General features: G+C 65.2%; 26 protein-coding genes and 1 riboswitch. Of the genes, 13 read left to right on the forward strand and 13 right to left on the reverse strand.

Going from position 1 to position 25,612, the window contains the following annotated elements; translation table 11 throughout:
* Positions 1-83 precede the first annotated feature (83 nt).
* Positions 84-2,081, reverse strand: coding sequence for a transketolase (gene tkt, locus AC0Z2B_RS24735; RefSeq protein ID WP_476300111.1), 1,998 nt, complete (start codon positions 2,079-2,081; stop codon positions 84-86).
* A gap of 259 nt (positions 2,082-2,340) precedes the next feature.
* On the opposite strand from tkt, the gene AC0Z2B_RS24740 reads away from it, so the two are divergent.
* The 5 genes from AC0Z2B_RS24740 to AC0Z2B_RS24760 all read left to right on the forward strand — a co-directional run bounded on the left by AC0Z2B_RS24740 (position 2,341) and on the right by AC0Z2B_RS24760 (position 7,189).
* Positions 2,341-3,336 carry an ArsR/SmtB family transcription factor gene (locus AC0Z2B_RS24740; protein WP_416427298.1) on the forward strand — a complete coding sequence of 332 codons (996 nt, stop codon included), beginning with the start codon at positions 2,341-2,343 and terminating at the stop codon, positions 3,334-3,336.
* Positions 3,337-3,354: 18 nt separating this feature from the next.
* The gene (gene metK / locus AC0Z2B_RS24745; protein ID WP_416427299.1) at positions 3,355-4,545 is read left to right on the forward strand and encodes a methionine adenosyltransferase; all 1,191 of its coding nucleotides are present in this window, start codon (positions 3,355-3,357) and stop codon (positions 4,543-4,545) included.
* Between the two features lie 110 nt (positions 4,546-4,655).
* On the forward strand, positions 4,656-4,904 hold the full coding sequence (locus AC0Z2B_RS24750) for a hypothetical protein (RefSeq protein WP_416427300.1): 249 nt from the start codon (positions 4,656-4,658) through the stop codon (positions 4,902-4,904).
* A gap of 90 nt (positions 4,905-4,994) precedes the next feature.
* The gene (gene ligB / locus AC0Z2B_RS24755; RefSeq protein WP_476300113.1) at positions 4,995-6,635 is read left to right on the forward strand and encodes an NAD-dependent DNA ligase LigB; all 1,641 of its coding nucleotides are present in this window, start codon (positions 4,995-4,997) and stop codon (positions 6,633-6,635) included.
* 155 nt (positions 6,636-6,790) lie between these two features.
* Entirely contained in the window at positions 6,791-7,189 is a 399-nt protein-coding gene (locus tag AC0Z2B_RS24760) for a DUF1090 domain-containing protein (RefSeq protein WP_416427302.1), read from the forward strand.
* A gap of 7 nt (positions 7,190-7,196) precedes the next feature.
* Here AC0Z2B_RS24760 and AC0Z2B_RS24765 read toward each other — a convergent pair whose 3' ends face one another.
* From AC0Z2B_RS24765 to AC0Z2B_RS24775, 3 genes are read right to left on the reverse strand one after another with little or no spacing between them, the layout of a single operon-like run.
* Positions 7,197-7,646 (reverse strand): c-type cytochrome, encoded by a 450-nt coding sequence (locus AC0Z2B_RS24765; protein ID WP_476300115.1) that lies wholly within the window; start codon positions 7,644-7,646, stop codon positions 7,197-7,199.
* Positions 7,647-7,656: 10 nt separating this feature from the next.
* Positions 7,657-8,043, reverse strand: coding sequence for an MAPEG family protein (locus AC0Z2B_RS24770; protein ID WP_473004753.1), 387 nt, complete (start codon positions 8,041-8,043; stop codon positions 7,657-7,659).
* A 15-nt stretch (positions 8,044-8,058) separates the two neighbouring features.
* Positions 8,059-8,892, reverse strand: a complete 834-nt coding sequence (locus tag AC0Z2B_RS24775) for an EamA family transporter (RefSeq protein ID WP_476300117.1) — start codon at positions 8,890-8,892, stop codon at positions 8,059-8,061.
* Positions 8,893-9,094: 202 nt separating this feature from the next.
* On the opposite strand from AC0Z2B_RS24775, the gene AC0Z2B_RS24780 reads away from it, so the two are divergent.
* Positions 9,095-10,351 (forward strand): cation:proton antiporter, encoded by a 1,257-nt coding sequence (locus tag AC0Z2B_RS24780; RefSeq protein WP_416427306.1) that lies wholly within the window; start codon positions 9,095-9,097, stop codon positions 10,349-10,351.
* A gap of 106 nt (positions 10,352-10,457) precedes the next feature.
* Here AC0Z2B_RS24780 and AC0Z2B_RS24785 read toward each other — a convergent pair whose 3' ends face one another.
* A complete protein-coding gene (locus AC0Z2B_RS24785; RefSeq protein WP_416427307.1) occupies positions 10,458-10,859 on the reverse strand; it encodes an acyl-CoA thioesterase in 402 nt (133 codons plus the stop codon).
* Positions 10,860-11,057: 198 nt separating this feature from the next.
* A riboswitch (S-adenosyl-L-homocysteine riboswitch) is annotated at positions 11,058-11,162 on the forward strand.
* Between the two features lie 21 nt (positions 11,163-11,183).
* Here AC0Z2B_RS24785 and ahcY point away from each other — a divergent pair.
* The 4 genes from ahcY (at position 11,184) to AC0Z2B_RS24805 (ending at position 16,581) form a co-directional block, all read left to right on the forward strand.
* Entirely contained in the window at positions 11,184-12,593 is a 1,410-nt protein-coding gene (gene ahcY / locus AC0Z2B_RS24790; RefSeq protein WP_476300120.1) for an adenosylhomocysteinase, read from the forward strand.
* Positions 12,594-12,715: 122 nt separating this feature from the next.
* Positions 12,716-13,561 carry a methylenetetrahydrofolate reductase [NAD(P)H] gene (metF, locus tag AC0Z2B_RS24795; RefSeq protein WP_416427312.1) on the forward strand — a complete coding sequence of 282 codons (846 nt, stop codon included), beginning with the start codon at positions 12,716-12,718 and terminating at the stop codon, positions 13,559-13,561.
* Between the two features lie 118 nt (positions 13,562-13,679).
* Complete coding sequence (locus tag AC0Z2B_RS24800) at positions 13,680-14,462, forward strand: substrate-binding periplasmic protein (RefSeq protein WP_416427315.1); 783 nt, start codon at positions 13,680-13,682, stop codon at positions 14,460-14,462.
* 220 nt (positions 14,463-14,682) lie between these two features.
* Positions 14,683-16,581, forward strand: a complete 1,899-nt coding sequence (locus AC0Z2B_RS24805; RefSeq protein WP_476300123.1) for a DEAD/DEAH box helicase — start codon at positions 14,683-14,685, stop codon at positions 16,579-16,581.
* 103 nt (positions 16,582-16,684) lie between these two features.
* Here AC0Z2B_RS24805 and AC0Z2B_RS24810 read toward each other — a convergent pair whose 3' ends face one another.
* Positions 16,685-17,281 (reverse strand): YceI family protein, encoded by a 597-nt coding sequence (locus AC0Z2B_RS24810; RefSeq protein ID WP_158152935.1) that lies wholly within the window; start codon positions 17,279-17,281, stop codon positions 16,685-16,687.
* 29 nt (positions 17,282-17,310) lie between these two features.
* Positions 17,311-17,862 carry a cytochrome b gene (locus AC0Z2B_RS24815; protein WP_416427317.1) on the reverse strand — a complete coding sequence of 184 codons (552 nt, stop codon included), beginning with the start codon at positions 17,860-17,862 and terminating at the stop codon, positions 17,311-17,313.
* 216 nt (positions 17,863-18,078) lie between these two features.
* Between AC0Z2B_RS24815 and AC0Z2B_RS24820 the strand changes: the two genes are divergently transcribed.
* Entirely contained in the window at positions 18,079-19,485 is a 1,407-nt protein-coding gene (locus AC0Z2B_RS24820; protein WP_476300125.1) for an adenosylmethionine--8-amino-7-oxononanoate transaminase, read from the forward strand.
* Positions 19,486-19,610: 125 nt separating this feature from the next.
* Positions 19,611-20,330, forward strand: coding sequence for a 16S rRNA (uracil(1498)-N(3))-methyltransferase (locus tag AC0Z2B_RS24825; protein ID WP_416427319.1), 720 nt, complete (start codon positions 19,611-19,613; stop codon positions 20,328-20,330).
* Here the strand turns inward: AC0Z2B_RS24825 and trhA are convergent.
* Positions 20,327-20,944: a PAQR family membrane homeostasis protein TrhA gene (trhA, locus tag AC0Z2B_RS24830; RefSeq protein WP_416427321.1), complete on the reverse strand. Its 618-nt coding sequence runs from the start codon at positions 20,942-20,944 to the stop codon at positions 20,327-20,329. The two genes, AC0Z2B_RS24825 and trhA, sit on opposite strands and share 4 nt — an antisense overlap.
* Before the next feature lie 64 nt (positions 20,945-21,008).
* Here trhA and AC0Z2B_RS24835 point away from each other — a divergent pair, with 64 nt between their 5' ends.
* Positions 21,009-21,923 carry a LysR family transcriptional regulator gene (locus AC0Z2B_RS24835; RefSeq protein ID WP_476300127.1) on the forward strand — a complete coding sequence of 305 codons (915 nt, stop codon included), beginning with the start codon at positions 21,009-21,011 and terminating at the stop codon, positions 21,921-21,923.
* A 93-nt stretch (positions 21,924-22,016) separates the two neighbouring features.
* On the opposite strand, the gene madM is transcribed toward AC0Z2B_RS24835, so the two are convergent.
* From madM to mdcE, 5 genes are read right to left on the reverse strand one after another with little or no spacing between them, the layout of a single operon-like run.
* A complete protein-coding gene (madM, locus tag AC0Z2B_RS24840) occupies positions 22,017-22,784 on the reverse strand; it encodes a malonate transporter subunit MadM (RefSeq protein ID WP_476300130.1) in 768 nt (255 codons plus the stop codon).
* Position 22,785: 1 nt separating this feature from the next.
* Positions 22,786-23,193 carry a malonate transporter subunit MadL gene (madL, locus tag AC0Z2B_RS24845; protein ID WP_416427325.1) on the reverse strand — a complete coding sequence of 136 codons (408 nt, stop codon included), beginning with the start codon at positions 23,191-23,193 and terminating at the stop codon, positions 22,786-22,788.
* A 42-nt stretch (positions 23,194-23,235) separates the two neighbouring features.
* The gene (gene mdcH / locus AC0Z2B_RS24850) at positions 23,236-24,162 is read right to left on the reverse strand and encodes a malonate decarboxylase subunit epsilon (RefSeq protein ID WP_476300133.1); all 927 of its coding nucleotides are present in this window, start codon (positions 24,160-24,162) and stop codon (positions 23,236-23,238) included.
* Complete coding sequence (locus AC0Z2B_RS24855; protein WP_476300136.1) at positions 24,159-24,758, reverse strand: malonate decarboxylase holo-ACP synthase; 600 nt, start codon at positions 24,756-24,758, stop codon at positions 24,159-24,161. The genes mdcH and AC0Z2B_RS24855 overlap by 4 nt, the downstream gene beginning before the upstream one ends.
* Positions 24,749-25,540 carry a biotin-independent malonate decarboxylase subunit gamma gene (mdcE, locus tag AC0Z2B_RS24860; RefSeq protein WP_476300193.1) on the reverse strand — a complete coding sequence of 264 codons (792 nt, stop codon included), beginning with the start codon at positions 25,538-25,540 and terminating at the stop codon, positions 24,749-24,751. Before mdcE ends, AC0Z2B_RS24855 begins: the two co-directional genes overlap by 10 nt.
* Between the last annotated feature and the right edge of the window lie 72 nt (positions 25,541-25,612).

The following is a 25,612-nucleotide window of genomic DNA, read 5'->3' on the forward strand; positions in this document are numbered from 1 at the left end:
ATGGCCACACCGCCGATATCGAGGTATGGCCATCGCGGGCAAGCCCGGCTCCTACAGAAGGAGGCAGGGCTGCTTTACCGCTTTCAGTCTTCCAGCAGTTCTTCGGCAGTACCGACGATGTTGTCGACGGTGAAGCCGAACTCTTCGAACAGGGCGGCCGCAGGGGCCGACTCGCCGAAGGTGGTCATGCCGATGACGCGGCCTTCCAGGCCTACGTACTTGTACCAGTAGTCGGCGTGCGCGGCCTCGATGGCGATGCGCGCGCTGACTTCCAGTGGCAGCACGGCCTGCTTGTAGCTGGCGTCCTGGGCTTCGAACACGCTGGTGCACGGCATCGACACCACGCGGACCTTGCGGCCCTGCTCGGCCAGCTTGGCCTGGGCCTTCACGGCCAGGTCAACTTCGGAACCGGTGGCGATCAGGATCAGCTCCGGCTCGCCGTCGCAGTCCTTGAGGATGTAGCCACCACGGGCGATGTCAGCCAGTTGCGCGGCATCGCGCGGCTGGTTCTGCAGGTTCTGGCGGCTGAAGATCAGCGCCGAAGGACCGTCGTTGCGCTGGATGGCGTGCTTCCAGGCCACTGCCGATTCCACGGCATCGGCTGGGCGCCAGGTGTCCAGGTTCGGGGTGCAGCGCAGGCTGGCCAGCTGCTCGATCGGCTGGTGGGTAGGGCCGTCTTCGCCCAGGCCGATGGAGTCGTGGGTGAACACGTACAGCACGCGCTTCTTCATCAGGGCCGACATGCGCACGGCGTTGCGGCAGTATTCCATGAAGATCAGGAAGGTGGCGCCGTAGGGCACGAAACCGCCGTGCAGGGCGATACCGTTCATGATGGCGCCCATGCCGAACTCGCGCACGCCGTAGTGCAGGTAGTTGCCACCTGGCTCTTCGGCGCTGACGCTCTTGCTGCCCTTCCAGAAGGTCAGGTTGGAACCGGCCAGGTCAGCCGAGCCGCCCAGCAGTTCAGGCAGCAGCGGGCCGTAGGCGTTCAGGGCATTCTGGCTGGCCTTGCGGCTGGCGATGGTCTCGCCCTTGGCAACCACTTCGGCGATCCAGGCGTCGGCCTTTTCGGCGAAGTCGGCTGGCAGCTCGCCAGCCATGCGGCGGATGAACTCGTTGGCCAGCTCAGGGTGTGCGGCGGAGTAGGCGGCGAAGCGCTGGTCCCAGTCGGCTTCCAGCGCGCGGCCGGCTTCCTTGGCGTCCCATTCGGCGTAGATGTCGGCCGGGATTTCGAAAGGACCGTGGTTCCACTTCAGCGCGGCGCGGGTCAGGGCGATTTCCTCGGCACCCAGTGGCGCGCCGTGGGATTCTTCCTTGCCCTGCTTGTTCGGCGAACCGAAGCCGATGGTGGTCTTGCAGCAGATCAGGGTCGGACGGTCGCTCTTGCGGGCGGTCTCGATGGCGGTCTTGATCTCGTCGGCGTCATGGCCGTCGACGTTGCGGATCACCTGCCAGTTGTAGGCTTCGAAACGCTTCGGCGTGTCGTCGGTGAACCAGCCTTCGACTTCGCCGTCGATGGAGATGCCGTTGTCGTCGTAGAAGGCGATCAGCTTGCCCAGGTCCAGGGTACCGGCCAGGGAAGCGACTTCGTGGGAGATACCTTCCATCATGCAGCCATCACCCAGGAACACGTAGGTGTGGTGGTCGACGATGTTGTGGCCTGGGCGGTTGAACTGGGCGCCCAGGGTCTTTTCGGCGATGGCGAAGCCGACGGCGTTGGCCAGGCCTTGGCCCAATGGGCCGGTGGTGGTTTCCACACCCGGGGTGTAGCCGAATTCCGGGTGGCCCGGGGTACGGCTGTGCAGCTGGCGGAAGTTTTTCAGATCGTCGATCGACAGGTCGTAACCGGTCAGGTGCAGCAGCGAGTAGACGAGCATCGAACCGTGACCATTGGACATCACGAAACGGTCGCGGTTGGCGAACGACGGATTGGTCGGGTTGTGCTTCAAGAAGTCACGCCAAAGCACTTCGGCGATATCCGCCATGCCCATGGGGGCACCGGGATGGCCGCTGTTGGCTTTTTGCACGGCATCCATGCTGAGGGCACGAATGGCGTTGGCACGCTCACGACGGCTGGGCATCGCTTATCTCCTGGGCTTTATAAAAAGTACGGATTTCGAAAAGACCGGCATTTTCCCCCAGGCCACGCCTCTGGGCAATGACAGATAGTCATTGCGCAGCGTTTTTCCTGCCTTGCGGAGCCTAAATGTCGATCGGCCTGCAACGTATACCTGCAGTGGACCCCTTTTGCCGGCCAGGGATTCCATCCATCGACCAATATCAAAACTTTTTGATATTGGTCTTGCGGGGTGGCATTTCGCTGACTAGACTGCCGACCCTATGAATCTACCTGCGCCCGCGATCCGCCACGAATACAGCGACGAGCTGGCCGCCCTGTGCAAGGCCGGCGGCGACCCGCTGCGGCTGAACGTGTTGCGCGCCCTGGCCAGCGACTCGTTCGGCGTGCTGGAACTGGCGCAGATCTTCGCCATCGGCCAGTCGGGCATGAGCCACCACCTCAAGGTGCTGGCCCAGGCAGGCCTGGTGGCCACCCGCCGCGAAGGCAACGCGATCTTCTATCGCCGCGCCCTGCCCGACACCGGCGCGCTGGGCGGCCGCCTGTACGCGGCGCTGCTGGACGAGGTCGACGACCTCGACCTGCCGGCCGACGCCGAGGCACGCATGGCGTTGGTGCAGCGCCAGCGCGCGGCCACCAGCGAACACTTTTTCTCGCGCATGGAAGAGAAATTCCGTGCGCAGCAGGACCTGATCGCCGGGCTGGCGCAGTACCGCGACAGCGTGCTGGCGTTGCTCGACAAGCTCAGCTTCGATACCCAGGCCAGCGCCCTGGAAATCGGCCCCGGCGACGGTGCATTCCTGCCCGACCTGGCCAGCCGTTTTGCCCAGGTGACGGCGCTGGACAACAGTGCCGAGATGCTCGACCTGGCCCGCCAGCTGTGCCAGCGCGAGAACCTGGACAACGTCCAGCTGCACCTGGCCGACGCCCTGGGCGACACCAGCGTGCAGGCGCACTGCGTGGTACTGAACATGGTCTTGCACCACTTTCCCGAGCCGGCCCAGGCCCTCAAGCAACTGGCCACCCGGGTGAAACCGGGCGGCAGCCTGCTGGTGACCGAGCTGTGCAGTCACAACCAGAGCTGGGCCAGGGACGCCTGTGGCGACCTGTGGCTGGGTTTCGAACAGGAAGATCTGGCCTTTTGGGCCGCTGCTGCGGGACTGGTTCCCGGGGAAAGCCTGTATGTAGGCTTACGTAATGGTTTCCAGATTCAGGTCCGTCATTTTCAGCGGCCGGCTGGCGACACTCACCATCGGTAAATTTAGGAAACCGTCGAGATGAGCGAATATTCTCTTTTCACCTCCGAGTCCGTCTCTGAAGGGCACCCGGACAAGATCGCCGACCAGATTTCTGATGCGGTGCTGGACGCCATCATCACCCAGGACAAGTTCGCCCGCGTCGCGTGCGAAACCCTGGTGAAGACCGGTGTCGCCATCATCGCTGGCGAAGTGACCACTTCGGCCTGGGTCGACCTGGAAGACATCGTCCGCAAGGTGATCGTCGATATCGGCTACAACAGCTCCGAAGTCGGTTTCGACGGCGCCACCTGCGCCGTGATGAACATCATCGGCAAGCAGTCCGTGGACATCGCCCAGGGCGTTGACCGCAGCAAGCCTGAAGACCAGGGCGCCGGCGACCAGGGCCTGATGTTCGGCTACGCCAGCAACGAGACCGACGTGCTGATGCCAGCGCCGATCTGCTTCTCGCACCGCCTGGTAGAGCGCCAAGCCGAAGCGCGCAAGTCGGGCCTGCTGCCGTGGCTGCGCCCGGACGCCAAGTCCCAGGTTACCTGCCGCTACGAAGGCGGCAAGGTCGTGGGCATCGACGCCATCGTGCTGTCGACCCAGCACAACCCGGACGTTTCCTACGCCAACCTGCGTGAAGGCGTGATGGAAGAGATCGTCAAGAAGGTGATCCCGGCCGAGCTGCTGCACCGTGACACCCAGTTCCACATCAACCCTACCGGCAACTTCATCATTGGTGGCCCGGTGGGCGACTGTGGCCTGACCGGCCGCAAGATCATCGTCGACAGCTACGGCGGCATGGCCCGCCACGGCGGCGGCGCGTTCTCCGGCAAGGACCCATCCAAGGTTGACCGTTCGGCAGCCTACGCCGGTCGCTACGTGGCCAAAAACATCGTTGCCGCCGGCCTGGCCGACCGTTGCGAGATCCAGGTGTCCTACGCCATCGGCGTGGCCCAGCCTACGTCGATCTCGATCAACACCTTCGGCACCGGCAAGATCAGCGATGACAAGATCATCAACCTGGTCCGCGAGCACTTCGACCTGCGTCCGTACGCGATCACCACCATGCTCGACCTGCTGCACCCGATGTACCAGGCGACCGCGGCCTACGGCCACTTCGGCCGTACCCCGGAGCAAGTGACCGTGGGCAATGACACCTTCACCACGTTCACCTGGGAACGCACCGACCGCGCCGACGCGCTGCGTGCTGCTGCCGGCCTGTAACAAGACCGACACCAAATAAAAAGCCCCGGCCGGGAAACTGGCCGGGGCTTTTTCGCTCCTATGCCTGCCCTCTCCACGGGCAACGTTTATTTTCAGACTTTGAGGTTCCGATGCGCATTTCGCTGTTCGCCCCCGCCGCCGCCCTGCTGGGCCTGTTTGCCATCAACGCCCAGGCCGCCAACATGGCCACCATGGCCAACTCGCCTGACCGCCACGACAACGCCCAGGTGCAGGTGCACAAGGCGCCGCAGCACAAGATCGTCACCAAGAAGGCCCCGGCGCCCAAGCACAAGGTCCAGGCGCGCAAGGCGCCGGCCCACAGCAACCAGGAACACCGCGACACCCCGGCCAACCGCTGAGTCGGTAGCACCCGGTAACCAGACGGCTGGGCGCCGGTAGCAAAGCTTTCCTAGGCTTGGGGTTCGCCCAGTCGTGCAAGGACGCCGACGATGAAAGTCTTTTTGCTGCTGCTCGCCCTGCTGTTGCCCACGGTCCACGCCAGTGAGTGCCCGCCGTGGGACGCTGCCAAGGCCATCCGCCAGATGGGTGCCCTGCAGACGCAGGTGACCCAGTGGGACGATCGTTACCACCGCCAGGGTGCTTCAGCCATTGCCGACGAACTGTACGACCAGTCACGCCTGCGCCTGGAAAACTGGCGCCGCTGCTTCCCCGAACACGCCCCGGCCACCCCTTCCCCGCTGGCCACCGCCGCCGGCCCCGTACCTCACCCCATCGTCCACACCGGCGTGGGCAAACATGCCGAACAAGACAGCGTCGCCGCCTGGCTCAAGGGCCGCGAAGAGGTGTGGGTGCAGCCCAAGGTCGATGGCGTCGCCGTCACCCTGGTTTATCGCCAAGGCAGCCTGCACCAGTTGATCAGCCGCGGCGATGGCGTGCGCGGGCAGGACTGGAGCATTGCCGCGCGCTCGATCAGCGCGATTCCGGCCACCCTGCCACAGCCTGTCGACCTGGTGCTGCAGGGCGAGCTGTACTGGCGCTACGCAGGGCACGTGCAGGCCACCGCCGGCAGCGACAACGCCCGCAGCAAGGTGGCGGGACTGATGGCGCGCAACACCCTGTCAATGGAAGACGGCGCCAACCTGGGGCTGTTTGTCTGGGACTGGCCCGAGGGGCCCGCCACGCTGCCCGAGCGCCTTGCCGACCTGCAGGCGCTGGGGTTTGCCGAGCCTGCCGCCTACAGCCAGCCGATCCAGACGGTGGCGGATGCCAGCCATTGGCGCGAGCAGTGGTACACCAGCCCCCTGCCGTTCGCCAGCGACGGCCTGATCCTGCGCCAGAGCCGCCGCCCGCCAGCCTCGCGCTGGCAGGCGAAGGTGCCGTACTGGATTGCCGCCTGGAAATACCCGTACGCCCAAGCCCTGGCCGAGGTGCGCGACGTGACCTTCAGCATCGGCCGCAGCGGCCGCATCACGCCCGTGCTCGAGCTGTTGCCGGTGCGCCTCGACGACCGCACCGTGAAGCGCGTCAGCATCGGCTCGCTGGCCCGTTGGCAGGCGCTGGACATTCGCCCCGGCGACCAGGTGGCCATTGACCTGGCAGGGCTGACCATCCCCCGTTTCAATAGCCTGGTCTGGCGCAGCCCGGACCGCGTCGCCGTCACCGCCCCCGACAGCAGCCGCTACCACGGGCTCAGCTGCTGGCAGCCCGAGCCGGGCTGTGAAGGCCAGTTCCTGGCGCGCCTTGCCTGGCTCAGTGGCAAGCAGGGCCTGGATCTGCCACACGTGGGGCCCGGCACCTGGCAACGGCTGATCAACACTGGCCAGGTGCAGGGCTTGCTGGACTGGCTGGAACTGCACGAAATACCCGGGCAACGCCTGCTCGCCAGCCTCACCCTGGCCCGCGAGCGCAGCCTGGAGCAATGGTTGCGCGCCCTTGGCATGCCTGCCGGAGCCAGGCTGGCCCCTCAGGACCGCTGGCAGACCTTGGCATCACGCACACCCGAGCAATGGCGTGAACAGCCCGGCATCGGCGCCACCAAGGCCCGGCAGCTGCACGAGTTCTTCAACCACCCGCAAGTCCAACTGCTGGCCGAACAGCTGCACAACGCCAACATCCCCGCATTCCCGTAGCAGTGGCCGCAGGCCGCGTCATGGGAACGCCGCAGGGTCCGGGGCGCGGCCTGGCGGCCGCTGCAACGGGAATAATTACGGGACGGAAGGAAACTTCCTACAGACAAAGGCTTCAATTAGTTTTCCAATAGCGCAGTCCATCACATGGAGTCACCATGAAACCCTTACCTCTCCTCACAGCGCTCGCCCTGTGCTGCGCAGTAGCCACGCCGCTGCTGGCCGCCGACGAAGACGCCGCTGAACTCAAGGGCTGCGCGGCCAAGCAACAGGCCATCAACGAACAGATCGAGCAGGCCCGCGCCCACGGCAATGGCGCGCAACAGGCTGGCCTGGAAAAAGCGCTGGCCGAGAACAAGGAGCACTGCACCGACGCCGGCCTGCAGAAAGAGCGCGAAAACAAGGTGCTCGACGCCCGTCACGAAGTGGCCAAGCGCCAGGCCGACCTGGACAAGGCCATGAAGAAAGGTGACGCCGACAAGATCAACAGCCGCAAGGACAAGCTGGCGCAGTCCCGCAAGGAACTGCAGCAAGCCCTGGACGAGCTGGACAAATAACCCGCCCTCAGTGGTCGCGGAATTCCCGATGGCAGGCCTTGCAGGCGTTTTCCACCTTCTGCATCGGCCCGTCGAGGCTGGTAGCCGCCAGCGGCTGCGCGCGGCTGGCTTCGACCAGCTCACCGGTTGACACCTCCAGCGCCTGGGCCAGCTGCTGGAACCGCGCCTGTTTCTCCCACACCTCGGGTTTGGCGCTGGTGTGGTCTTCCTCTCGCACCTTGGGAAAATGCTGCCAGGGCTGGTGCGCCAGCTGGTCGAGCTTCACCGCACTGGCCGCGAACTGCGGGCCGTCGAAGCTCAAGCGGCCCAACAGCATGCCGTTCATGTCCTCGCTGGTGTGCAGCATCTGTTTGAAGATTGCCTTGCGCTGGCCCAGCGGCGAATTGGGGTCCACGCCGCCGCAGGCGCTCAGGGCCAGGCACGCCAGGGTCAGCACGGTGAAAGTCTTGAGGGTCATGGGCGCCCGGTCACATGGAAATGAAGAAGAAACTGGCGATCAGCCCCAGGCCGACGAACCACACCAGCGAGCGCAGCATGGCCCAATCGGCCAGGTAGCAGATGATGTATAGCAGGCGGCTGGTGATGAACAACACCGCCAGCACGTCCATGGTCACCTGCTGGGCGTTATGGCAGATATCGGCGATGATCACCGCGGCCGCGAACGCCGGGAACGCCTCGAAGCTGTTCAGCTGCGCGGCATGGGCACGCTTGGCAAAACCGTCGAGGTTGGCCAGGAACGTGCGCGGGTCATGGTTTTGCCGCGGGCCGAACTTGCCACCGCTGAACTTGGCGATGCTGGTGCACACGAACGGCAGCACCAGGGCAATCAGGACACACCAGAAAGCAACGGTCATTTAGCGGATCTCTTATTAAAGTTTCATGATCAACATGCCCACCAGCACCAGCGCGCACGCCAGCAGCCGCGGGCGGCCAAAGGGTTCCTTCAGGTAACGCATGCCCAGCAGCACCACCAGGATCACGCTGATCTCGCGCAATGCCGCGGCTTCGGCTATGGAGCCCAGCTGCATTGCCCACAGCACCAGGGCGTAGCTCGCCAACACGAAGAAGCCGACGCTCAGGCCGATGCGCCACTGGGTGCGCCAGAAGTGCCGGAAGCTGGCGCGCCGGGTGGTTACCGCCAGCAGCGGGAACGGCCAGGCGCTGATCAGCGTCAGCCAGGTCAGGTAGCCCAGCGGCTCCGGCCAGCGGCGTATCGCCTGCCCGTCCAGCCAGGTGTAGCAACCAATGCACAGGCCAATCAGCCCCACCACCGGCAGCATCCGCCAGGGCAGGCGATCACCGCCCCCGCCCTGCCACAGCAGGCATGCCATGCCGCACGGGATCAACAGGATTCCGACCACCTGATGGCCCGAGAGTGCCTCGCGACCGGTGGCCAGGGTAAGCCCCAGCACGATCAACGGCGAAAGGCCGCGCATCAACGGGTACACCAGCCCCAGGTCGCCCACCTTGTAGGCCTGGATCAGCAGGTAGCGGTACAGCAGCTCGAAGCCGGCGGACGCCAGCATCCACGGCCAGATCTCGGCGGGTGGCACTGGCACGAAGGGCAGCAATACCGCTACCAGCAACAGCGCCACCGAGTCCATGGCCGCCACCACCAGCAGGCGCTCGGAACTGAATTTCACCAGGGTATTCCAGGCCGCGTGCAACAACGCGGCGAACAGCACCAAACCTGTGGCGAGCACGCGGGGTTTCCTTAGGCATCCGAGAGGCCGGGGAGAAATGAACGGGCCTATCTTAGCGTGGGTCCAAGGCTGCGGTGCGGGTCTTCGCAAGACTTTGTAACAAGTGCGACATTCGTGCCTGTGTCACAACGAGTTACGTGCTCGTCCAACCCCTACATGGCGCCTGCGCGCGCCACTCCGTCACACCACCATGGGAGCCCGGATGCTCGAGTTAGTCGCCGCCTTTATCTGCCTTACCACCCTTCTCACCTACGTCAATTTCCGCTTCATCGGCCTGCCCCCCACCATCGGCGTGATGGTCACGGCGCTGATGTTCTCCTTGTTGCTGCAAGGCTTGAGCGTGCTCGGTTACCCCGGCCTTGAAGCCCGGGTGCAGGGCCTGATCGGCCAGATCGACTTCGGCGACCTGCTGATGAACTGGATGCTGGCGTTCCTGCTGTTCGCCGGCGCCCTGCACGTGAACCTCAGCGACCTGCGCAGCTACCGCTGGCCCATCGGCCTGCTGGCCACCTTCGGCGTGCTGATCGCCACCCTGGTGATCGGCACGCTGGCGTTCTGGATCTTCGGCATGTTCGGCTGGCACGTGAGCTTCCTTTACTGCCTGCTGTTCGGCGCGCTGATCTCGCCCACCGACCCCATCGCGGTGCTGGGCGTGCTGCGGACCGCCAACGCCTCCAAGCCACTGAAGACCACCATCGTCGGTGAATCGCTGTTCAACGATGGCACCGCAGTGGTGGTGTTCACCGTGCTGCTGGGCATTGCCCAGCAGGGTGCGACGCCGACCCTGGGCGAAACCGCCATGCTGTTCGTGCACGAGGCCATCGGCGGCGTGCTGTTCGGCGCACTGATCGGCTACGTGGTGTACCGCATGATCAAGAGCATCGAGCAGTACCAGGTGGAGGTCATGCTGACCCTGGCACTGGTGATCGGTGGCTCGGCCATGTGCTACGAGCTGCACGTGTCGGCGCCCATCGCCATGGTCACCGCTGGGCTGATCATCGGCAACCTGGGGCGCAAGCTGGCCATGAACGACATGACCCGGCGCTACATGGACGGTTTCTGGGAGCTGCTGGATGACATGCTCAACGCGCTGCTGTTCGCGTTGATCGGCATGGAACTGCTGCTGTTGCCGTTCTCGTGGATGCACGTGATCGCGTCCAGCCTGCTGGCGGTGGCGATCCTACTGTCGCGGCTGCTCACCGTGGCCCCGGCGATCCTGCTGTTGCGCCGCTGGCGCAGCGTGCCCAAGGGCACCATCCGCATCCTCACCTGGGGTGGCCTGCGCGGTGGGGTGTCGGTGGCGCTGGCCCTGGCGCTGCCGGTGGGCCCGGAGCGCGACCTGCTGCTGAGCATCACCTACATCGTGGTGTTGTCGTCGATCCTGCTGCAGGGCCTGAGTATCGGCAAGCTGGTGAAAAGCGTCACCCGCGATACCCCGCCCGAAGAAGCAACACACTGACCGTAGCCGCTGCCGCAGGCTGCGCTGGCCCGTATTCCAACCCTGATTTCGCGGGCGTATGGGAGGGCCAGCGCAGCCTTCGGCAGCGGCTACGCAGATGTTCGTGTTATTCCGCGGTTTCGGCGTCGAACTGGTCCTTGATGTAGCGGATTTCCGTGCGCCCGTGCGGCGCCGGCAGGCCGTCCTCGCCCAAATTGACGAAGACCATCTTGTCCACGGTGAGGATGCTCTTGCGGGTGATCTTGTTGCGCACTTCACACGTCAGGGTGATGGAGGTGCGGCCGAATTCGGTGGCCGTGATGCCCAGCTCGATGATGTCACCCTGGCGCGAGGCGCTGACGAAGTTGATCTCCGAGATGTACTTGGTCACCACGCGCTGGTTGCCCAGCTGGACGATGGCGTAGATCGCCGCTTCCTCGTCGATCCAGCGCAGCAGGCTGCCACCGAACAGGGTGCCATTGGGGTTGAGGTCTTCGGGTTTTACCCACTTGCGGGTGTGGAAATTCATGCGTGACTCCTGACCGACTTGCCATTCAAGGCAATCATCATCGCAGAGCTTGCCCGCCGCCTCCATTGCAGTCTTGCTATGGAGCCGATAAACCTTTGGGCGGTTATCGTCGCAGCCCCTTGGGAAGCGACGCCTTCCTCTATATAATCGCCCCGTTTGATCACAACGGCCAATGTCATTCCCGGCCGTTCCCGCCACCCGTCCGAGGGGCGCTGCAGCAGGGATACCTGTCAGGCTCGGATGGGGCGTTGCCCGCACGGTTGGTCCGTACGGGCTCTAAACGCACAACGGCGCCCATTCGCACATTACGAATGGAGGCTCTTCATGAGCGCTGTACACACGCCTGCAGGTTTCACCGACTTCAAGGTTGCCGACATCTCCCTGGCCGCCTGGGGCCGCCGCGAGACCATCATCGCCGAATCGGAAATGCCAGCACTGATGGGCCTGCGCCGCAAGTACGCCGGTGAGCAACCGCTCAAGGGCGCGAAGATCCTGGGCTGCATCCACATGACCATCCAGACTGCCGTGCTGATCGAAACCCTGGTTGCCCTGGGTGCCGAAGTGCGCTGGTCTTCCTGCAACATCTTCTCCACCCAGGACCAGGCCGCTGCCGCCATCGCTGCCGCCGGTATTCCTGTGTTCGCCTGGAAAGGCGAGACCGAAGAAGAGTACGAGTGGTGCATCGAGCAGACCATCCTCAAGGATGGCCAGCCGTGGGACGCCAACATGATCCTGGACGACGGCGGCGACCTGACCGAAATCCTGCACAAGAAATACCCGCAGATGCTGGCACGCATCCACGGCGTGACCGAAGAGACCACCACTGGCGTGCACCGCCTGCTGGACATGCTGGCCAAGGGCGAACTGAAGATCCCGGCCATCAACGTCAACGACTCGGTTACCAAGAGCAAGAACGACAACAAGTACGGCTGCCGTCACAGCCTGAACGACGCCATCAAGCGCGGCACCGACCACCTGCTGTCGGGCAAGCAGGCCCTGGTGATCGGCTACGGCGACGTGGGCAAGGGCTCGGCCCAGTCCCTGCGTCAGGAAGGCATGATCGTCAAGGTCACCGAAGTCGACCCGATCTGCGCCATGCAAGCCTGCATGGACGGTTTCGAGCTGGTCTCGCCGTTCATCAACGGTGAAAACGACGGCACCGAAGCCAGCATCGACAAGGCCCTGCTGGGCAAGATCGACCTGATCGTGACCACCACCGGCAACGTCAACGTCTGCGACGCGAACATGCTCAAGGCCCTGAAAAAGCGCGCCGTGGTCTGCAACATCGGTCACTTCGACAACGAAATCGACACCGCCTTCATGCGCAAGAACTGGGCATGGGAAGAAGTGAAGCCACAGGTACACAAGATCCACCGTACCGGTGCCGGCGCCTTCGACGCCCAGAACGACGACTACCTGATTCTGCTGGCCGAAGGCCGCCTGGTGAACCTGGGCAACGCCACTGGCCACCCAAGCCGCATCATGGATGGTTCGTTCGCCAACCAGGTGCTGGCACAGATCTTCCTGTTCGAGCAGAAATTCGCCGACCTGTCGCCAGCCCAGCAAGCCGAGCGCCTGACCGTTGAAGTACTGCCGAAGAAACTCGACGAAGAAGTGGCCCTGGAAATGGTCCGCGGGTTCGGCGGCGTGGTCACCAAGCTGACCAAGCAGCAGGCCGACTACATCGGCGTGACCGTGGAAGGCCCGTTCAAGCCGCACGCTTACCGCTACTGATCGCAGGCCCTGACGCCGCCTTCGGCAGCTGCTACCAGGATTGCCCCTTGTAGCAGCTGCCGCCAGGCGGCGTCCGGGGCACTACGATCCCACGGCTTTCGAGTTTCCAGATAGGTGTAATCATGTCTCAGGAACGCCGCTTCAGCTTCGAGTTCTTCCCCACCAAGACCGACGCTGGGCATGAAAAACTGCTGAACGTTGCCCGCCAACTGGCCGGCTACAACCCCGATTTCTTCTCCTGCACCTACGGTGCCGGTGGTTCTACCCGCGACCGCACGCTCAACACCGTGCTGCAGCTGGAGAACGAAGTGAAAGTCCCCGCTGCCCCGCACCTGTCCTGCGTGGGCGACAGCAAGGCCGACCTGCGCGCCCTGCTGGCGCAGTACAAGGATGCCGGCATCAAGCGCATCGTTGCCCTGCGTGGCGACCTGCCTTCGGGCATGGGCATGGCCAGCGGCGAGCTGCGCCACGCCAACGACCTGGTGGAATTCATCCGTGCCGAGACCGGCAGCCACTTCCACATCGAAGTCGCCGCCTACCCGGAGATGCACCCCCAGGCGCACAACTTCGAGGATGACCTGAAGAACTTCGCGCGCAAGGCCAACGCCGGCGCCGACAGTGCCATCACCCAGTACTTCTTCAACGCCGACAGTTACTTCAACTTCGTCGAGCGCGTGCAGAAAATGGGCGTGAACATCCCGATCGTGCCGGGCATCATGCCCATCACCAACTACAGCAAGCTGGCCCGCTTCTCCGACGCCTGTGGCGCCGAGATCCCGCGCTGGATCCGCAAGCAGCTGGAAGCCTACGGCGACGACGTCACCAGCATCCAGCAGTTTGGCGAGCAGGTGATCACCCGCATGTGCGAGCAACTGCTCGACGGCGGCGCACCGGGCCTGCACTTCTATACCCTGAACCAGGCCGAGCCAAGCCTGGCGGTGTGGAACAACCTGAAGCTGCCGCGCTAGACGCTTTCACTCAGCACACGAAAAGGCCCTGATACTATTCAAGGCCTTTTTTGTTTCTACCGCCTGAAGCCGCTGATTGCGTTGCCAAACCCGCAATAGGCGTCGTATCTTCGGCTCCATGCCTGCCTACCTCTCCCTGCTGACAGCCGTGTGCCTGACGTGCCTGAGCCTTGCCGCCCAGGCTGAGAAGCTGCGTATTGTCACCGACTTCTGGGCGCCCTATGCCTACCAGCAGAACGGCCAGGGCATGGGCATCGACTACGAAGTGGCGGCCCAGGTGTTCGAACGCCTGGGGGTGGAGATCCAGTGGCAGTTCCTGCCGTGGAAGCGCTGCCTGGCCATGCTCGATCAGGGCGAGGCCGATGGCGTGCTGGATATTTTCCGCACCAGCGAGCGCGAAACCACCCTGCTGTACCCCGACGAGCCGCTGTCCGACGTGCAGTTCGTGCTGTTCCAGGCCAACGCCAGGCCGCACCCAGCCGGCAGCCTGGACGACTTGCAAGGGCTGACCATCGGCACCTCGGCCGGCTACAACTATGGCGATCCGTTCATGCAGGCCAGCGCGTTCCGCCGCGAGGCCGCCAGCAGCCAGGAGGCCAACTTCGGCAAGCTGGTGCGCAACCGGGTCGACCTGATCATCACCGACATTCGCGTAGGCAACTTCACCGCCCAGGCCATGGGCCTGGAGGGCCAGGTCAGCGCCCTGCCCCTGGTGGTCAACCGCGAGCCCCAGTACCTGGCCGTGCGCCGCGGCGCCGGCATGGACCAGCTGGCCCTGCGCTTTTCCATCGAGCTGCGGCGCTTCAAGCGCGAGCCTGCCTACGCGCAGTTGCTGGCCCGCTATGCAAGCCCGTCAACGGTAGTGAAAACCGTTGAGCAGCAGGAACGCAGCGCGCTGTGATTGCTCTGTTATACTCCGACCTTCCCGCCAGGCTTACGCCCGGACGCCCGGCCTTGCAAAAGGCATCCCGACCCGCTCGACCGCCAGGCTCACGCCCGCTCAGCCAGGTCCGGATGCGCATTGAAGGCCCGGCAGGACCGGACGCGACAGTGCCCCCACGCACGTGTCGCGCCAGGCAAGATTCCCATTGGGCAAAGCCCTCACTAGAACAGGATTACTCATGTCCTTTGCTTCCCTCGGTCTCTCCGAGGCTTTAGTCCGTGCCATCGAGGCGGCGGGCTATACCCAGCCTACTCCGGTGCAACAGCGGGCCATCCCCGCCGTGTTGCAAGGTCGCGACCTGATGGTCGCGGCACAGACAGGTACTGGTAAAACCGGTGGCTTCGCCCTTCCGATCCTGGAACGGCTGTTCCCCAACGGTCACCCGGACAAATCCCAGCGTCACGGCCCGCGCCAACCGCGCGTACTGGTCCTGACCCCCACCCGCGAGCTGGCGGCCCAGGTGCACGACAGCTTCAAGATCTACGCCCGTGACCTCAAGTTCGTCAGCGCCTGCATCTTCGGCGGCGTAGGCATGAACCCGCAGGTCCAGGCCATGTCCCGCGGCGTCGACGTGCTGGTGGCCTGCCCCGGCCGCCTGCTCGACCTGTGCGGCCAGGGCAGCGTCGACCTGTCCCACGTGGAAATCCTCGTGCTGGACGAAGCCGACCGCATGCTCGACATGGGCTTCGTGCATGACGTCAAGAAGGTGCTGGCACGCCTGCCGGCCAAGCGCCAGAACCTGCTGTTCTCGGCCACCTTCTCCAAGGACATCACCGACCTTGCCGGCAAGCTGCTGCACAACCCCGAGCGCATCGAAGTCACCCCGCCGAACACCACGGTGGAGCGCATCGAGCAACGGGTCTACCGCCTGCCTGCCAGCCACAAGCGTTCGCTGCTGGCGCACCTGATCACCCAGGGTGCCTGGGAGCAGGTGCTGGTGTTCACCCGCACCAAGCACGGCGCCAACCGCCTGGCCGAGTACCTGGAAAAGCACGGCCTGAGCGCTGTCGCCATCCACGGCAACAAGAGCCAGAACGCGCGCACCAAGGCCCTGGCCGACTTCAAGGCCGGCTCGGTACGCATCATGGTTGCCACCGACATCGCCGCCCGCGGCCTGGACATCGACCAGTTGCCCCACGTGGTCAACTTCGAGCTGCCCAACGTCGATGAAGACTACGTGCACCGTATCGGCCGTACCGGCCGTGCCGGTCGCAGCGGCGAGGCCATCTCGCTGGTTGCCCCGGACGAGGAAAAGCTGCTCAAAAGCATTGAGCGCATGACCAAGCAGAAGATCCCGGACGGTGACCTGATGGGCTTCGACATCAGCGCCGTGGAGGCCGAGAAGCCAGAGGTGCGCGAGCGCCCGCAGGCCAACCAGCCGCGCAACGCCCGCACGCCGCGCGAAGGGACCAAGGCCGCCGAAGGTGGTGGTCGCAAGGACAAGGGCAAGGACAAAGGCAAGGAGCGCCGTGCTGCCGCGCCACAAGGCAAGGAGCAAGGCAAGGAAAAGCCCGCCGGGGCGCGTTCTGAACGCCAACCCCGTGACCAGAAGCCACGTCAGGCCCAGTCCACTCCAAAGCCGCCGGTAGCTCCTGCCGACCGCGCGCCGGACGAGTTCCTGGATGACGAAGTCGACAACTTTGGTAACCGCGCCGACTACGTCAGCCCGTACCAGAACAAGAACCAGGGCCGCAACCGTCGCCCGGGCGCACCTGCCGCCGTTGGTGGCGCAGCCCCGGCCTCGGCGCCGCGCCAGGGTCGCCCGGCTGGCAAGCCGGCCGGTGACAAGCGCAGCAGCGGCCCGCGCAGCAATGGTGGCGGTGCCCGTGATAGCCAGCCGCGTCGCGACAACAACGGTGGCGCTAGCCGCAACCGTCGTCCGGCCCGTGATGACCAGCCGCGCCAGGAGCCGGCGGTGAGCAACTCGCGTGCCCCGCAAAACCAGCCGCGCATCGTGCACAAGGAATCGAAGATCGATCGTTTCCCGACTGCCGAGCAGCTGGAACAGCTGGAGTCGCTGCCTAGCCGTCGCAACGGCGAGAAGCCGGCGCTGCTGACCCGCAACCGCGAAGGTTGATACTTCGCGGCGCACCCGTGACGCGGCCTGACGGCCGCTGCTACGGGGCTTGGGCATAAAAAAACCGCAGCCATTGGCTGCGGTTTTTTTGTGCGCCGAAGAATTACTTCTTCTGCACGCCCTCGAACGTGATGTCCAGGGTCAGGGTGTCGGACTGCGGGCCCAGGTCCATCATCTTGCCGAAATCAGAACGCTTGATGGTGGTGGTGCCTTCAAAGCCGGCACGGTAGCCGCCCCATGGGTCCTTGCCTTCGCCCAGGAACACGGTCTTGACCACGACCGGCTTGGTCACGCCGTGCAGGGTCAGGTCGCCGGTCACGTCGGCGGTCAGCTTGCCATCAGCATTCTTGCCGGTTGGCTTGACGCTGGTCGACACGAAAGTAGCGGTTGGGTACTTGTCCGTCTCCAGGAAGTCCTTGCTCTGGATGTGCTTGTCGCGCTCGGCGTGGTTGGTGTCGACGCTCTTGGTGTTCAGGGTGATGCTGATCTTGCTGTCTTCAGGCTTGGCAGCGTCGAAGCTGAAGGTACCGGTCCAGTCCTTGAAGGTGCCGTAGATGAAGCTGTAGCCCAGGTGGCTGATCTTGAAGTTGATGAAGGCGTGGTTACCTTCCTTGTCGATGGTGTAGTCGGCAGCCATGGCCTGGCCGGCCGTCAGCAGTGCGGTGCCCAGAGCCAGAGCGGCCAGTGTCTTTTTCAACATGTGCGGTATTCCTTGGGTTGAGTTGAAGGTCAGCCTTTGCGGCCCAGCATGCGTACCAGGGTCGCATCACGATCGATGAAATGGTGTTTCAGGGCGGCCAGGCCATGGAGTACAGCGAAAATCACCAGGATCCAGGCCAGGTACAGGTGCACGTCACCCGCGGTTTCCGCCTGGTTGGGCAGGCCGCTGATCAGCGCGGGTACTTCGAACAGGCCGAACACCGGGATGCCCACGCCGTCGGCCGTGGAGATCAGGTAACCGGCCGCCATTACCAGGAACAGGTCCAGGTAAAGGAAGGCATGGCCCAGCTTCGCCGCGATGCGCGTCAGCCGGCCCTGGGTGGGCGGTGGCGGCGGCGGTGGGCTGATGAAGCGCCATACCACGCGCAACAGCATGAAGAAGAACAGGGTCAGGCCGATGCTTTTGTGCAGGTCGGGGCCGGCCTTGCGCCATGGGTCGTAGTAGCCCAGGTCGACCATCCACAGCCCCAGGGCGAACAGGCCGAACACGGCCAGCGCCACGCCCCAGTGCAGGAGGATGCTGACCCAACCATAGCGAGAAGGTGAATTGCGTAGCTGCATCACGGTGTTCCTGTAAGTTCTTCGACAAAGACTAGCTTTTTATCTATCGAATTAAAGCGGAAAATTTCGCTTTGAAATATCTAGATACCCGATGAAACACTATAGAAGTAAAGCGTTAAGTCATCGTTAACGCAGAGCAAGGTTTCATCCCTGGCGGTTGCTCCCAGGGCAGGCATTGCATAGGCTTGCGACCACGCTGCTGCCAGGAGAGAGAAAATGGGCCTCAACAACCAGTGGATGCAACGCGACCTCGCGGTCCTGTGGCACCCCTGCACCCAAATGAAAGACCACGAACAACTGCCGCTGATCCCGATCAAGCGCGGTGAAGGCATCTGGCTGGAAGACTTCGAAGGCCAGCGCTACCTGGACGCGGTCAGCTCGTGGTGGGTGAACGTCTTCGGCCACGCCAACCCGCGCATCAACCAACGCATCAAGGACCAGGTGGACCAGCTGGAGCACGTCATCCTTGCCGGCTTCAGCCACCAGCCGGTGATCGAGCTGTCCGAGCGCCTGGTGAAGATGACGCCCGAGGGCCTGAACCGGGTGTTCTACGCCGATAACGGGTCGTCCTGCATCGAAGTGGCGCTGAAAATGAGCTTCCACTACTGGGTCAACCGCGGCCAGCCGAACAAGAAGCGCTTCGTCACCCTGACCAACAGCTACCACGGCGAAACCATCGCCGCCATGGCCGTGGGCGACGTGCCGCTGTTCACCGAGACCTACAAGGCGCTGCTGCTGGACACCATCAAGGTGCCGAGCCCCGACTGCTACCTGCGCCCCGAGGGCATGGGCTGGGAAGAGCACTCGCGCAACATGTTCCTGGCCATGGAACAGACCCTGGCCGAAAACCACGACAGCGTCGCCGCCGTCATCGTCGAGCCGCTGATCCAGGGCGCCGGCGGCATGCGCATGTACCACCCGGTGTACCTCAAGCTGCTGCGCGAGGCCTGCGACCGCTACAACGTGCACCTGATCCACGACGAGATCGCCGTGGGCTTCGGCCGCACCGGCACCATGTTCGCCTGCGAGCAGGCCGGCATCCGCCCGGACTTCCTGTGCCTGTCCAAGGCGCTTACCGGCGGCTACCTGCCGCTGGCCGCTTGCCTGACCACCGACGACGTGTACAGCGCCTTCTACGACGACTACCCCACCCTGCGCGCCTTCCTGCACTCGCACAGCTACACCGGCAACCCGCTGGCGTGCGCGGCGGCCCTGGCGACCCTGGACATCTTCGAACAGGACAACGTGGTGGAGAACAACAAGGCCCTGGCCGCGCGCATGGCCAGCGCCACCGCGCACCTGGCCGACCACGCCCACGTCTCGGAAGTGCGCCAGACCGGCATGGTGCTGGCCATCGAGATGGTCCAGGACAAGGCCACCAAGACCGCCTACCCGTGGCAGGAACGCCGCGGCCTGCAGGTGTTCAACCACGCCCTGACCCGTGGCGCGCTGCTGCGCCCGCTGGGCAGCGTGGTGTATTTCCTGCCGCCGTACATCATCACCCCGGAGCAGATCGACTTCCTGGCCGAGGTGGCCAGCGAAGGCATCGACATCGCCACCCGCACCAGTGTCAGCGTGGCCGTGCCGAGCGACTTCCACCCCGACTTCCGCGACCCGGGCTAACCGCCACACCCAATGACCCCGTAGCAGCTGCCGCAGGCTGCGTCCCGACGCAACACCGGGTTGCCTGCGGACGCAGCCTTCGGCAGCTGCTACGGATATTGCGAAGCCCCGATTCGAGACACCCCATGAGACTCTCCCGTTTTTACATCGATGCCCCCCTGAGCCTGGGCGAGCACGAACTGCCCGAGGCCCAGGCCCACTACATCGGCCGCGTGCTGCGCATGGCCGAAGGCGATGCCGTGCAGCTGTTCGACGGCTCGGGCCAGGAATACCGTGGTGCCCTGCTGGAAGTGGGCAAGAAGCGCGTGCGCGTGCAGCTCGACGAAGCCTTTGCCGGCCAACCAGAATCCAGCCTCAGGATTCACCTGGGCCAGGGCCTGTCCCGTGGCGAGCGCATGGACTGGGCCATCCAGAAAGCCACCGAACTGGGCGTCAGCGAGATCACTCCGATCATCAGCGAGCGCTGCGAAGTGCGCCTCAAGGACGAACGCGCCGAGAAGCGCCAGGCCCATTGGCAGCAGATCGCCGTCAGCGCCTGCGAACAATGCGGGCGCTCCACCGTGCCGGTGATTCATGCACCGGTGCTGATGAGCGAATGGCTCAAGGCCTGCGACGCCGAGCTGAAGCTGGTGCTGCACCCGGTGGCCGAGCCACTGGTGAGCCATGCCCGGCCTGCCAGCCTGGCGTTCCTGATCGGCCCCGAGGGCGGCTTGTCCGACGCAGAGGTTGGCCAGGCCCAGGCCGCCGGCTTCCACTCGGCACGCCTGGGCCCGCGAGTGCTGCGCACCGAGACCGCGCCCGTGGTGGCGCTGGCCGTGGCGCAGCAGCTGTGGGGCGACTTCTAGAGGACGTAGAAGAACACCGCCACGAAGTGCAGCAGGCTGCCGGCAATCACGAACAGGTGCCAGATGCCGTGCCAGTGGCGGAAACGCTGGTCGTAGGCAAAGAAGATGATGCCCACGGTGTACAACACGCCGCCGGTGGCCAGCCAGGCGAACCCGGCGGTGCCCAGTGTCGCCAGCAGCGGTTTGACTGCCACCAGCACGATCCAGCCCATCACCGCGTAGATGACGATGGACAGCACCCGCGCCTCCGAGCGCGGCTTGATCTCTTGCAACATGCCGATCACGGCCAGCCCCCAGACAATGCCGAACAGGGTCCAGCCCCAGGGCCCGCGCAACGTCACCAGGCAGAACGGCGTGTAGCTGCCGGCGATCAGCAGGTAGATCGAAAAATGATCGACCTTTTGCATGATCACCTTCGCGCGCCCCCGCACGCTGTGGTAAACCGTCGAGGCGCTATACAGAATCACCAGGGTCACGCCATAGATCGCCATGCTGACGATCTTCCACACGTCGCCCTGGAAACTTGCCAGCACCAGCATCCAGACAGCACCAATGGACGCCAGCACCGCACCGACCAGGTGTGTCCAGGCGTTGAATCGTTCGCCGTGATACATGCAGTCGTTTCTCCTTGGTCTCGATTGGTATGCAATCGCCCCCTACCCTAACAGAGCCAGTGTGATGTTGATTGATGAAGAGTTGACGTTGAAGAAGCTGGAAATCTTCCTGGCCTTCATGCGCACGGGCAACCTGGGGCGCGCGGCGGCCGAGCTCAATACCAGCAACGTCAGCGTGCACCGCGCCATCCATTCGCTGGAAAGCGCCCTGCGCTGCCCGCTGTTCAAGCACGAGGGGCGCAACCTGACGCCGCTGGAAAGTGCCTATGTGCTGGAAGAGCACGCACAGAAACTGGTGCAGGACGTGGTCGGCGCCGTGCGCCTGACCCGCGAGGCGGCAGGTTTCTCGGCCGAGCGTTTCCGCCTGGGTTCGCTGTACTCGCTGACGGTGAAGACCGTGCCGCAGCTGATCATGGGCCTGAAGCTGCGGCGCAGCGAGCTGAACATCGACCTGATCCTGGGCTCCAACACCGACCTGCTGTACAAGCTCAAGAACATGGAGGCGGACGCCATCCTGGTGTCCCTGGACGAGACCGTCAGCGACCCCGACTGCGAGCAGCTGCCGCTGTTCGCCGACGACATCTTCCTGGCCACCCCGGCCGACTCGCCCTTCGCCGGGCGTAGCGAGGTAGACCTGGCGGAGCTGCGCGAAGACACCTTCATCACCCTGACCCAGGGCTTCGCCACCCATCAGGATGGTGCGCGGGTGTTTAGGCAGGCCGGCTTCGAGCCCAAGGTGGCGATGCAGGTGAACGACATCTTCACCCTGCTGAGCATGGTCAGCTCCGGCGTGGGCTATGCCCTGCTGCCGGGGCGCGTAGCCGCGGTGTACGAGAACCGCGTGCGCCTGGTGCCGCTACAGGCGCGCTACCACCTGCAGCAGCATATTGGCGTGGTGTTCCTGCGCGCCAAGGAGCGCGATCCCAACCTGCTGGCATTGCTGGCCGAATGCCGGATGTACACCAACAAATTGAGATGACGCCCGTAGCCGCTGCCGCCAGGCTGCGCTGGCCCACATTTACGCTGGAGATCTTCGGGGTTCACACAGGCCAGCGCAGCCTGGCGGCAGCGGCTACATGCCGACGATTGCGCGTACGGCCAGGTACAGCACCGAGGGGCCCAGCAGGCAGCCCAGCCCGGTGTGGAACGTGGCCGTCAGCGCGCCATAGGGCACCAGGCGCCGGTCGGTGGCTGCAAGGCCTGCAGTAACCCCACTGACCGTACCCGCCAGGCCGCCGAAGACCATCGCCGAACGCGGGTTGTCGAGGCCCATCCAGCGCGCCGCCAGGGGCGTGCCGACCATCACCAGGATCGCCTTGATCAGCCCCGTGGCAATCGACAGCGCCACCACGTCCGAACTGGCGCCAATGGCCGCACCGGTCACCGGGCCGACGATGTAGGTCACCGCGCCGGCGCCGATGGTGGTCATGCTCACCGCGTCGCGGTAGCCGAAGGCCCAGGCCACGCAGCAGCCAAAAATGAACGGCAGCAAGGTCCCCAGCAGCAACGAGAAGGCGCCGATGAAGCCGGCCTTGCGCGCCTCGGTGGCCTGCACCTCGAAGGCGGTGGCGACGATGGCGAAGTCGCGCAGCATGGCGCCACCCATCAGGCCGATGCCGGAGAACAGCGACAGGTCGGCCAGGCCCTTTTGCCCGCCGGTCAGGGTGCCACCCACCCAGGCCAGCACCAGGCCGATGACGATGGCAAACGCCGAGCCGTGCACACGGCCGAAGGTCAGGCGCCGCGACAGCTGCACCGAGACCCACATCACCACGCCGACGAAGGCGAACGCGGTGACCAGGCCGTTGTTTTCCAGGGCATGTTCGATGAGGTTCCACATGTCAGTGCGCCCCTACCGGTTCAACCGCTTCAGGCACTTCGGGCGGCAGCGGCTCGCCCTTGTGGGTGCGGCTGATCAGGGCGATGGTCGAGCCGCAGATCAGCACCGAGCCGATGGCCGCGATCACCGCCACCGGGCCGCCGTGCAGGGCGGTCACCACGTTCTGCTGGGCGGCCATGGCCACCACCACGGGAATGTACAGCGCGCCCCAGAAGCCCACGCCCATCTCGCAGTCCTTGCTCAGGCCGCCGCGCCGGGCCATGTACAGGCGCGCGCAGATCAGCAGGATCATGGCGATCCCCACCCCGCCCACGTTGGATTTGACCCCCAGCAGCACCCCGAGCAGGTCGCCCGTGATAACCCCGGCCAGGGTACAGATAGCCAGCAATGCCACACCGTAGATAATCATTGTCGTTGTCCTCGATTGTTGTTTTTGTCGGGCGGTTGCAGATTATTGGGGGCGCCGGGCTTCCTCCTGCATCAATGCCTGCAAGGTATCCAGGCGGGTGCCTTGCCAGGCAACCAGGGTGCCCTCGCTGAACGCGCGGCGGCTGAGGCCGGTGAGCACGGTGCCCGGCGGCATTTCGATGTGCAGGCGCACGCCGCGCTCGAAGGCGGTGCGGGCCAGCGCGCGCCAGTCGACGACACGGCACAGGTTGAAGGCCAGGTCATCGCGCAGCCGCTCGGCCTGCACGATCGGCCGGGCACTGGTGCTGCTGAGGTAGCGAATGCGCGGCGCCTGCAACTCGACCTCGGCAAACGCCGCGGCCAGTTGCTGCGCCGGTTCTGCCAGCAGCGGGCAGTGGGACGGCACGCTGACGGCCAGCGGCCTGGCCAGCCCGGCGCCCTCGGCCCGGGCCCGGGCAGCCACGGCGGCCATCGCCGCGTCGCTGCCGGCGATCACCAGTTGGTTGTCGGCGTTGATATTGGCCAGGTACACCGGGCCTTCGGCCTCGGCCAGCAGTTGTTCGACCCGCGCCAGCTCCAGGCCGACGATGGCGGTCATGCCGTAGCCGCGGGGATAAGCCGCCTGCATCAGCTCGCCGCGCAGGGACACCAGGCGCACCGCGTCGGCAAAGTCCAGGGCACCGGCGACCACGGCGGCGGGATAGGCGCCGATGGACAAGCCCGCCACGTAGTCGGGCAGCGGGCCGTCCTGCAGCAACAGCCGCGCGCTGGCCACGCCCGCCACCAGCAGGCACAGCTGCACGGCGCGGGTGTGGGCCAAGGCCTGGGCAGTGTCGAGGCCGAGTACGTTCTCGTCCAACGCCGCGCTGGCCTCGTCGAGGCAGGCCTTGATCACGGCGTGATCCGGCAGGCCATGCAACATGCCGGGCTGCTGCGCACCCTGGCCGGGAAACGCCAGCAGGGTGCTCACGAGGCCAGGCTCCAGGGATCGCAGACCAACCGCGCGCCGTCGGCAGCCTTGAGCAGCACCTTGTGGCTGTTGCCGGCCCATTCGCGCAACGCCACCGCACCGGCAGGGGTCTGCAATTGCAGGTCAACGGCCGGTTCCAGCACGCTCAATAATCGTCGCGCCGCATCCCGCGACAGGGCCTGCGGCGTGCGCAGAATCAGGTCCAGGTCGCTACCTTCGTGCAGCGCAGCGCAACCGCTGGCCAGCTCGAACCCGGCGCTGCCGCTCACGCCCCACACCAGGCCGCAGGCATCCAACCGGGGGCGCAGCCGGTACAGCGCCTGCAGGGCCGGCCAGTCGCGCTGGCCCACGCAATGGGTCAAGGCTTCCGGGCTGACCTGGCGGCTGACTGCCGCCAGGGGCATGGTGGTGGCGTAGCGCTGGTCACGACTGATGCCGCGTACACCCACCGCCACCTGCCCGGCTGCCACGCTGGCGCGGCGCACCACCACCGGCTGCCCGTCGACCAGCACCGGGGCTGCCCAGGCCGGAGCATCGGCCGGCAGCATCGCCGGCGTCAGGCCCCACAGCAGGTCGTGGGGGCGGATCACTGCCATTGCTCGCGCAACAGCTGGCGCACCCGCGCCGAAGCGGCCCGGTTCGGCGCCCCCAGGCGGCCGGCAAGCTCGCGGTCATCCGCGCCGATATCCGCCAGCGCCTGGGCCAGGCAGGCTTGCACGCGGCTCACGTCTTCGGCGGTGGGCTGCTCGATCTGCGCCACCGACAGGGTTTCCCACAGCAGCCCCAGGCTGGCGTAGCTGTCTATGTCATAGGCCATGGGCGGCACGCTGGCGGCCAGGGCTTCCAGCGCCTCGACACTGCGCTGGGTAACCCGCGCCGCCGAGGCCTTGCCCATGGCATGCACCTGCACGCCCGGGTCACGCAACGCGATGAGCCGGTTGGCCTGGTAGCCGTGGGCCAGGAACGCGCCGGACATGGCCTTGCCCACCAGCAGCGCCACCACCGGGTGGCCCGCCAGGCGTGCACGGGCGTAGGCATCGGCCGCTCCGGCCAGGGCCTGGTGAATGCCCAGCTCTTCCTCGCGGCGGCCGTAGGCCTGGCTGGGCACATCGACGATGGCGACCAGCGCACGCTTGCGCGGCGCATCGCGGTCCGCGCTGATCACCTCGTCCACCGCCTTGGCCAGCCCCCAGCCCTCCAGCAGGCCAACTTCACCCTGGCGGGCGCGGGGGAACGGGTTCTCGGGGTCGGCGACCACCGCGATGAAGCGAGCGCTGTCGCTGTCGGCGGCACGGACCGAGGCTGGCAGGCCAGCGACCGGACGGGTGTTGGCTGTAAGGGCGGCAAACCAGCTGGCGCCACGGGTGGAGGCCGGCAGTGGTTGGCTGGCGGGCAGGCGCTCGACCGCCGCCAGCTGTTGCAGGAAGTGCCCGTGCTGCTGGCTGCGCAG

Source organism: Pseudomonas sp. GYB4201 (assembly GCF_056312595.1).

Coding starts and splice junctions, on each gene's coding strand:
- metF (WP_416427312.1), top strand. CDS start 12,716: ATGTCTCAGGAACGCCGCTTCAGCTTCGAGTTCTTCCCCACCAAGACC.
- ligB (WP_476300113.1), top strand. CDS start 4,995: ATGAAAGTCTTTTTGCTGCTGCTCGCCCTGCTGTTGCCCACGGTCCAC.
- metK (WP_416427299.1), top strand. CDS start 3,355: ATGAGCGAATATTCTCTTTTCACCTCCGAGTCCGTCTCTGAAGGGCAC.
- AC0Z2B_RS24825 (WP_416427319.1), top strand. CDS start 19,611: ATGAGACTCTCCCGTTTTTACATCGATGCCCCCCTGAGCCTGGGCGAG.
- AC0Z2B_RS24765 (WP_476300115.1), bottom strand. CDS start 7,646: ATGACCCTCAAGACTTTCACCGTGCTGACCCTGGCGTGCCTGGCCCTG.
- AC0Z2B_RS24810 (WP_158152935.1), bottom strand. CDS start 17,281: ATGTTGAAAAAGACACTGGCCGCTCTGGCTCTGGGCACCGCACTGCTG.
- AC0Z2B_RS24760 (WP_416427302.1), top strand. CDS start 6,791: ATGAAACCCTTACCTCTCCTCACAGCGCTCGCCCTGTGCTGCGCAGTA.
- AC0Z2B_RS24770 (WP_473004753.1), bottom strand. CDS start 8,043: ATGACCGTTGCTTTCTGGTGTGTCCTGATTGCCCTGGTGCTGCCGTTC.
- AC0Z2B_RS24855 (WP_476300136.1), bottom strand. CDS start 24,758: ATGGCAGTGATCCGCCCCCACGACCTGCTGTGGGGCCTGACGCCGGCG.
- AC0Z2B_RS24835 (WP_476300127.1), top strand. CDS start 21,009: ATGTTGATTGATGAAGAGTTGACGTTGAAGAAGCTGGAAATCTTCCTG.
- ahcY (WP_476300120.1), top strand. CDS start 11,184: ATGAGCGCTGTACACACGCCTGCAGGTTTCACCGACTTCAAGGTTGCC.
- madM (WP_476300130.1), bottom strand. CDS start 22,784: ATGTGGAACCTCATCGAACATGCCCTGGAAAACAACGGCCTGGTCACC.
- AC0Z2B_RS24800 (WP_416427315.1), top strand. CDS start 13,680: ATGCCTGCCTACCTCTCCCTGCTGACAGCCGTGTGCCTGACGTGCCTG.
- trhA (WP_416427321.1), bottom strand. CDS start 20,944: ATGTATCACGGCGAACGATTCAACGCCTGGACACACCTGGTCGGTGCG.
- AC0Z2B_RS24750 (WP_416427300.1), top strand. CDS start 4,656: ATGCGCATTTCGCTGTTCGCCCCCGCCGCCGCCCTGCTGGGCCTGTTT.
- madL (WP_416427325.1), bottom strand. CDS start 23,193: ATGATTATCTACGGTGTGGCATTGCTGGCTATCTGTACCCTGGCCGGG.
- AC0Z2B_RS24805 (WP_476300123.1), top strand. CDS start 14,683: ATGTCCTTTGCTTCCCTCGGTCTCTCCGAGGCTTTAGTCCGTGCCATC.
- AC0Z2B_RS24740 (WP_416427298.1), top strand. CDS start 2,341: ATGAATCTACCTGCGCCCGCGATCCGCCACGAATACAGCGACGAGCTG.
- AC0Z2B_RS24785 (WP_416427307.1), bottom strand. CDS start 10,859: ATGAATTTCCACACCCGCAAGTGGGTAAAACCCGAAGACCTCAACCCC.
- tkt (WP_476300111.1), bottom strand. CDS start 2,081: ATGCCCAGCCGTCGTGAGCGTGCCAACGCCATTCGTGCCCTCAGCATG.
- AC0Z2B_RS24820 (WP_476300125.1), top strand. CDS start 18,079: ATGGGCCTCAACAACCAGTGGATGCAACGCGACCTCGCGGTCCTGTGG.
- AC0Z2B_RS24780 (WP_416427306.1), top strand. CDS start 9,095: ATGCTCGAGTTAGTCGCCGCCTTTATCTGCCTTACCACCCTTCTCACC.
- AC0Z2B_RS24815 (WP_416427317.1), bottom strand. CDS start 17,862: ATGCAGCTACGCAATTCACCTTCTCGCTATGGTTGGGTCAGCATCCTC.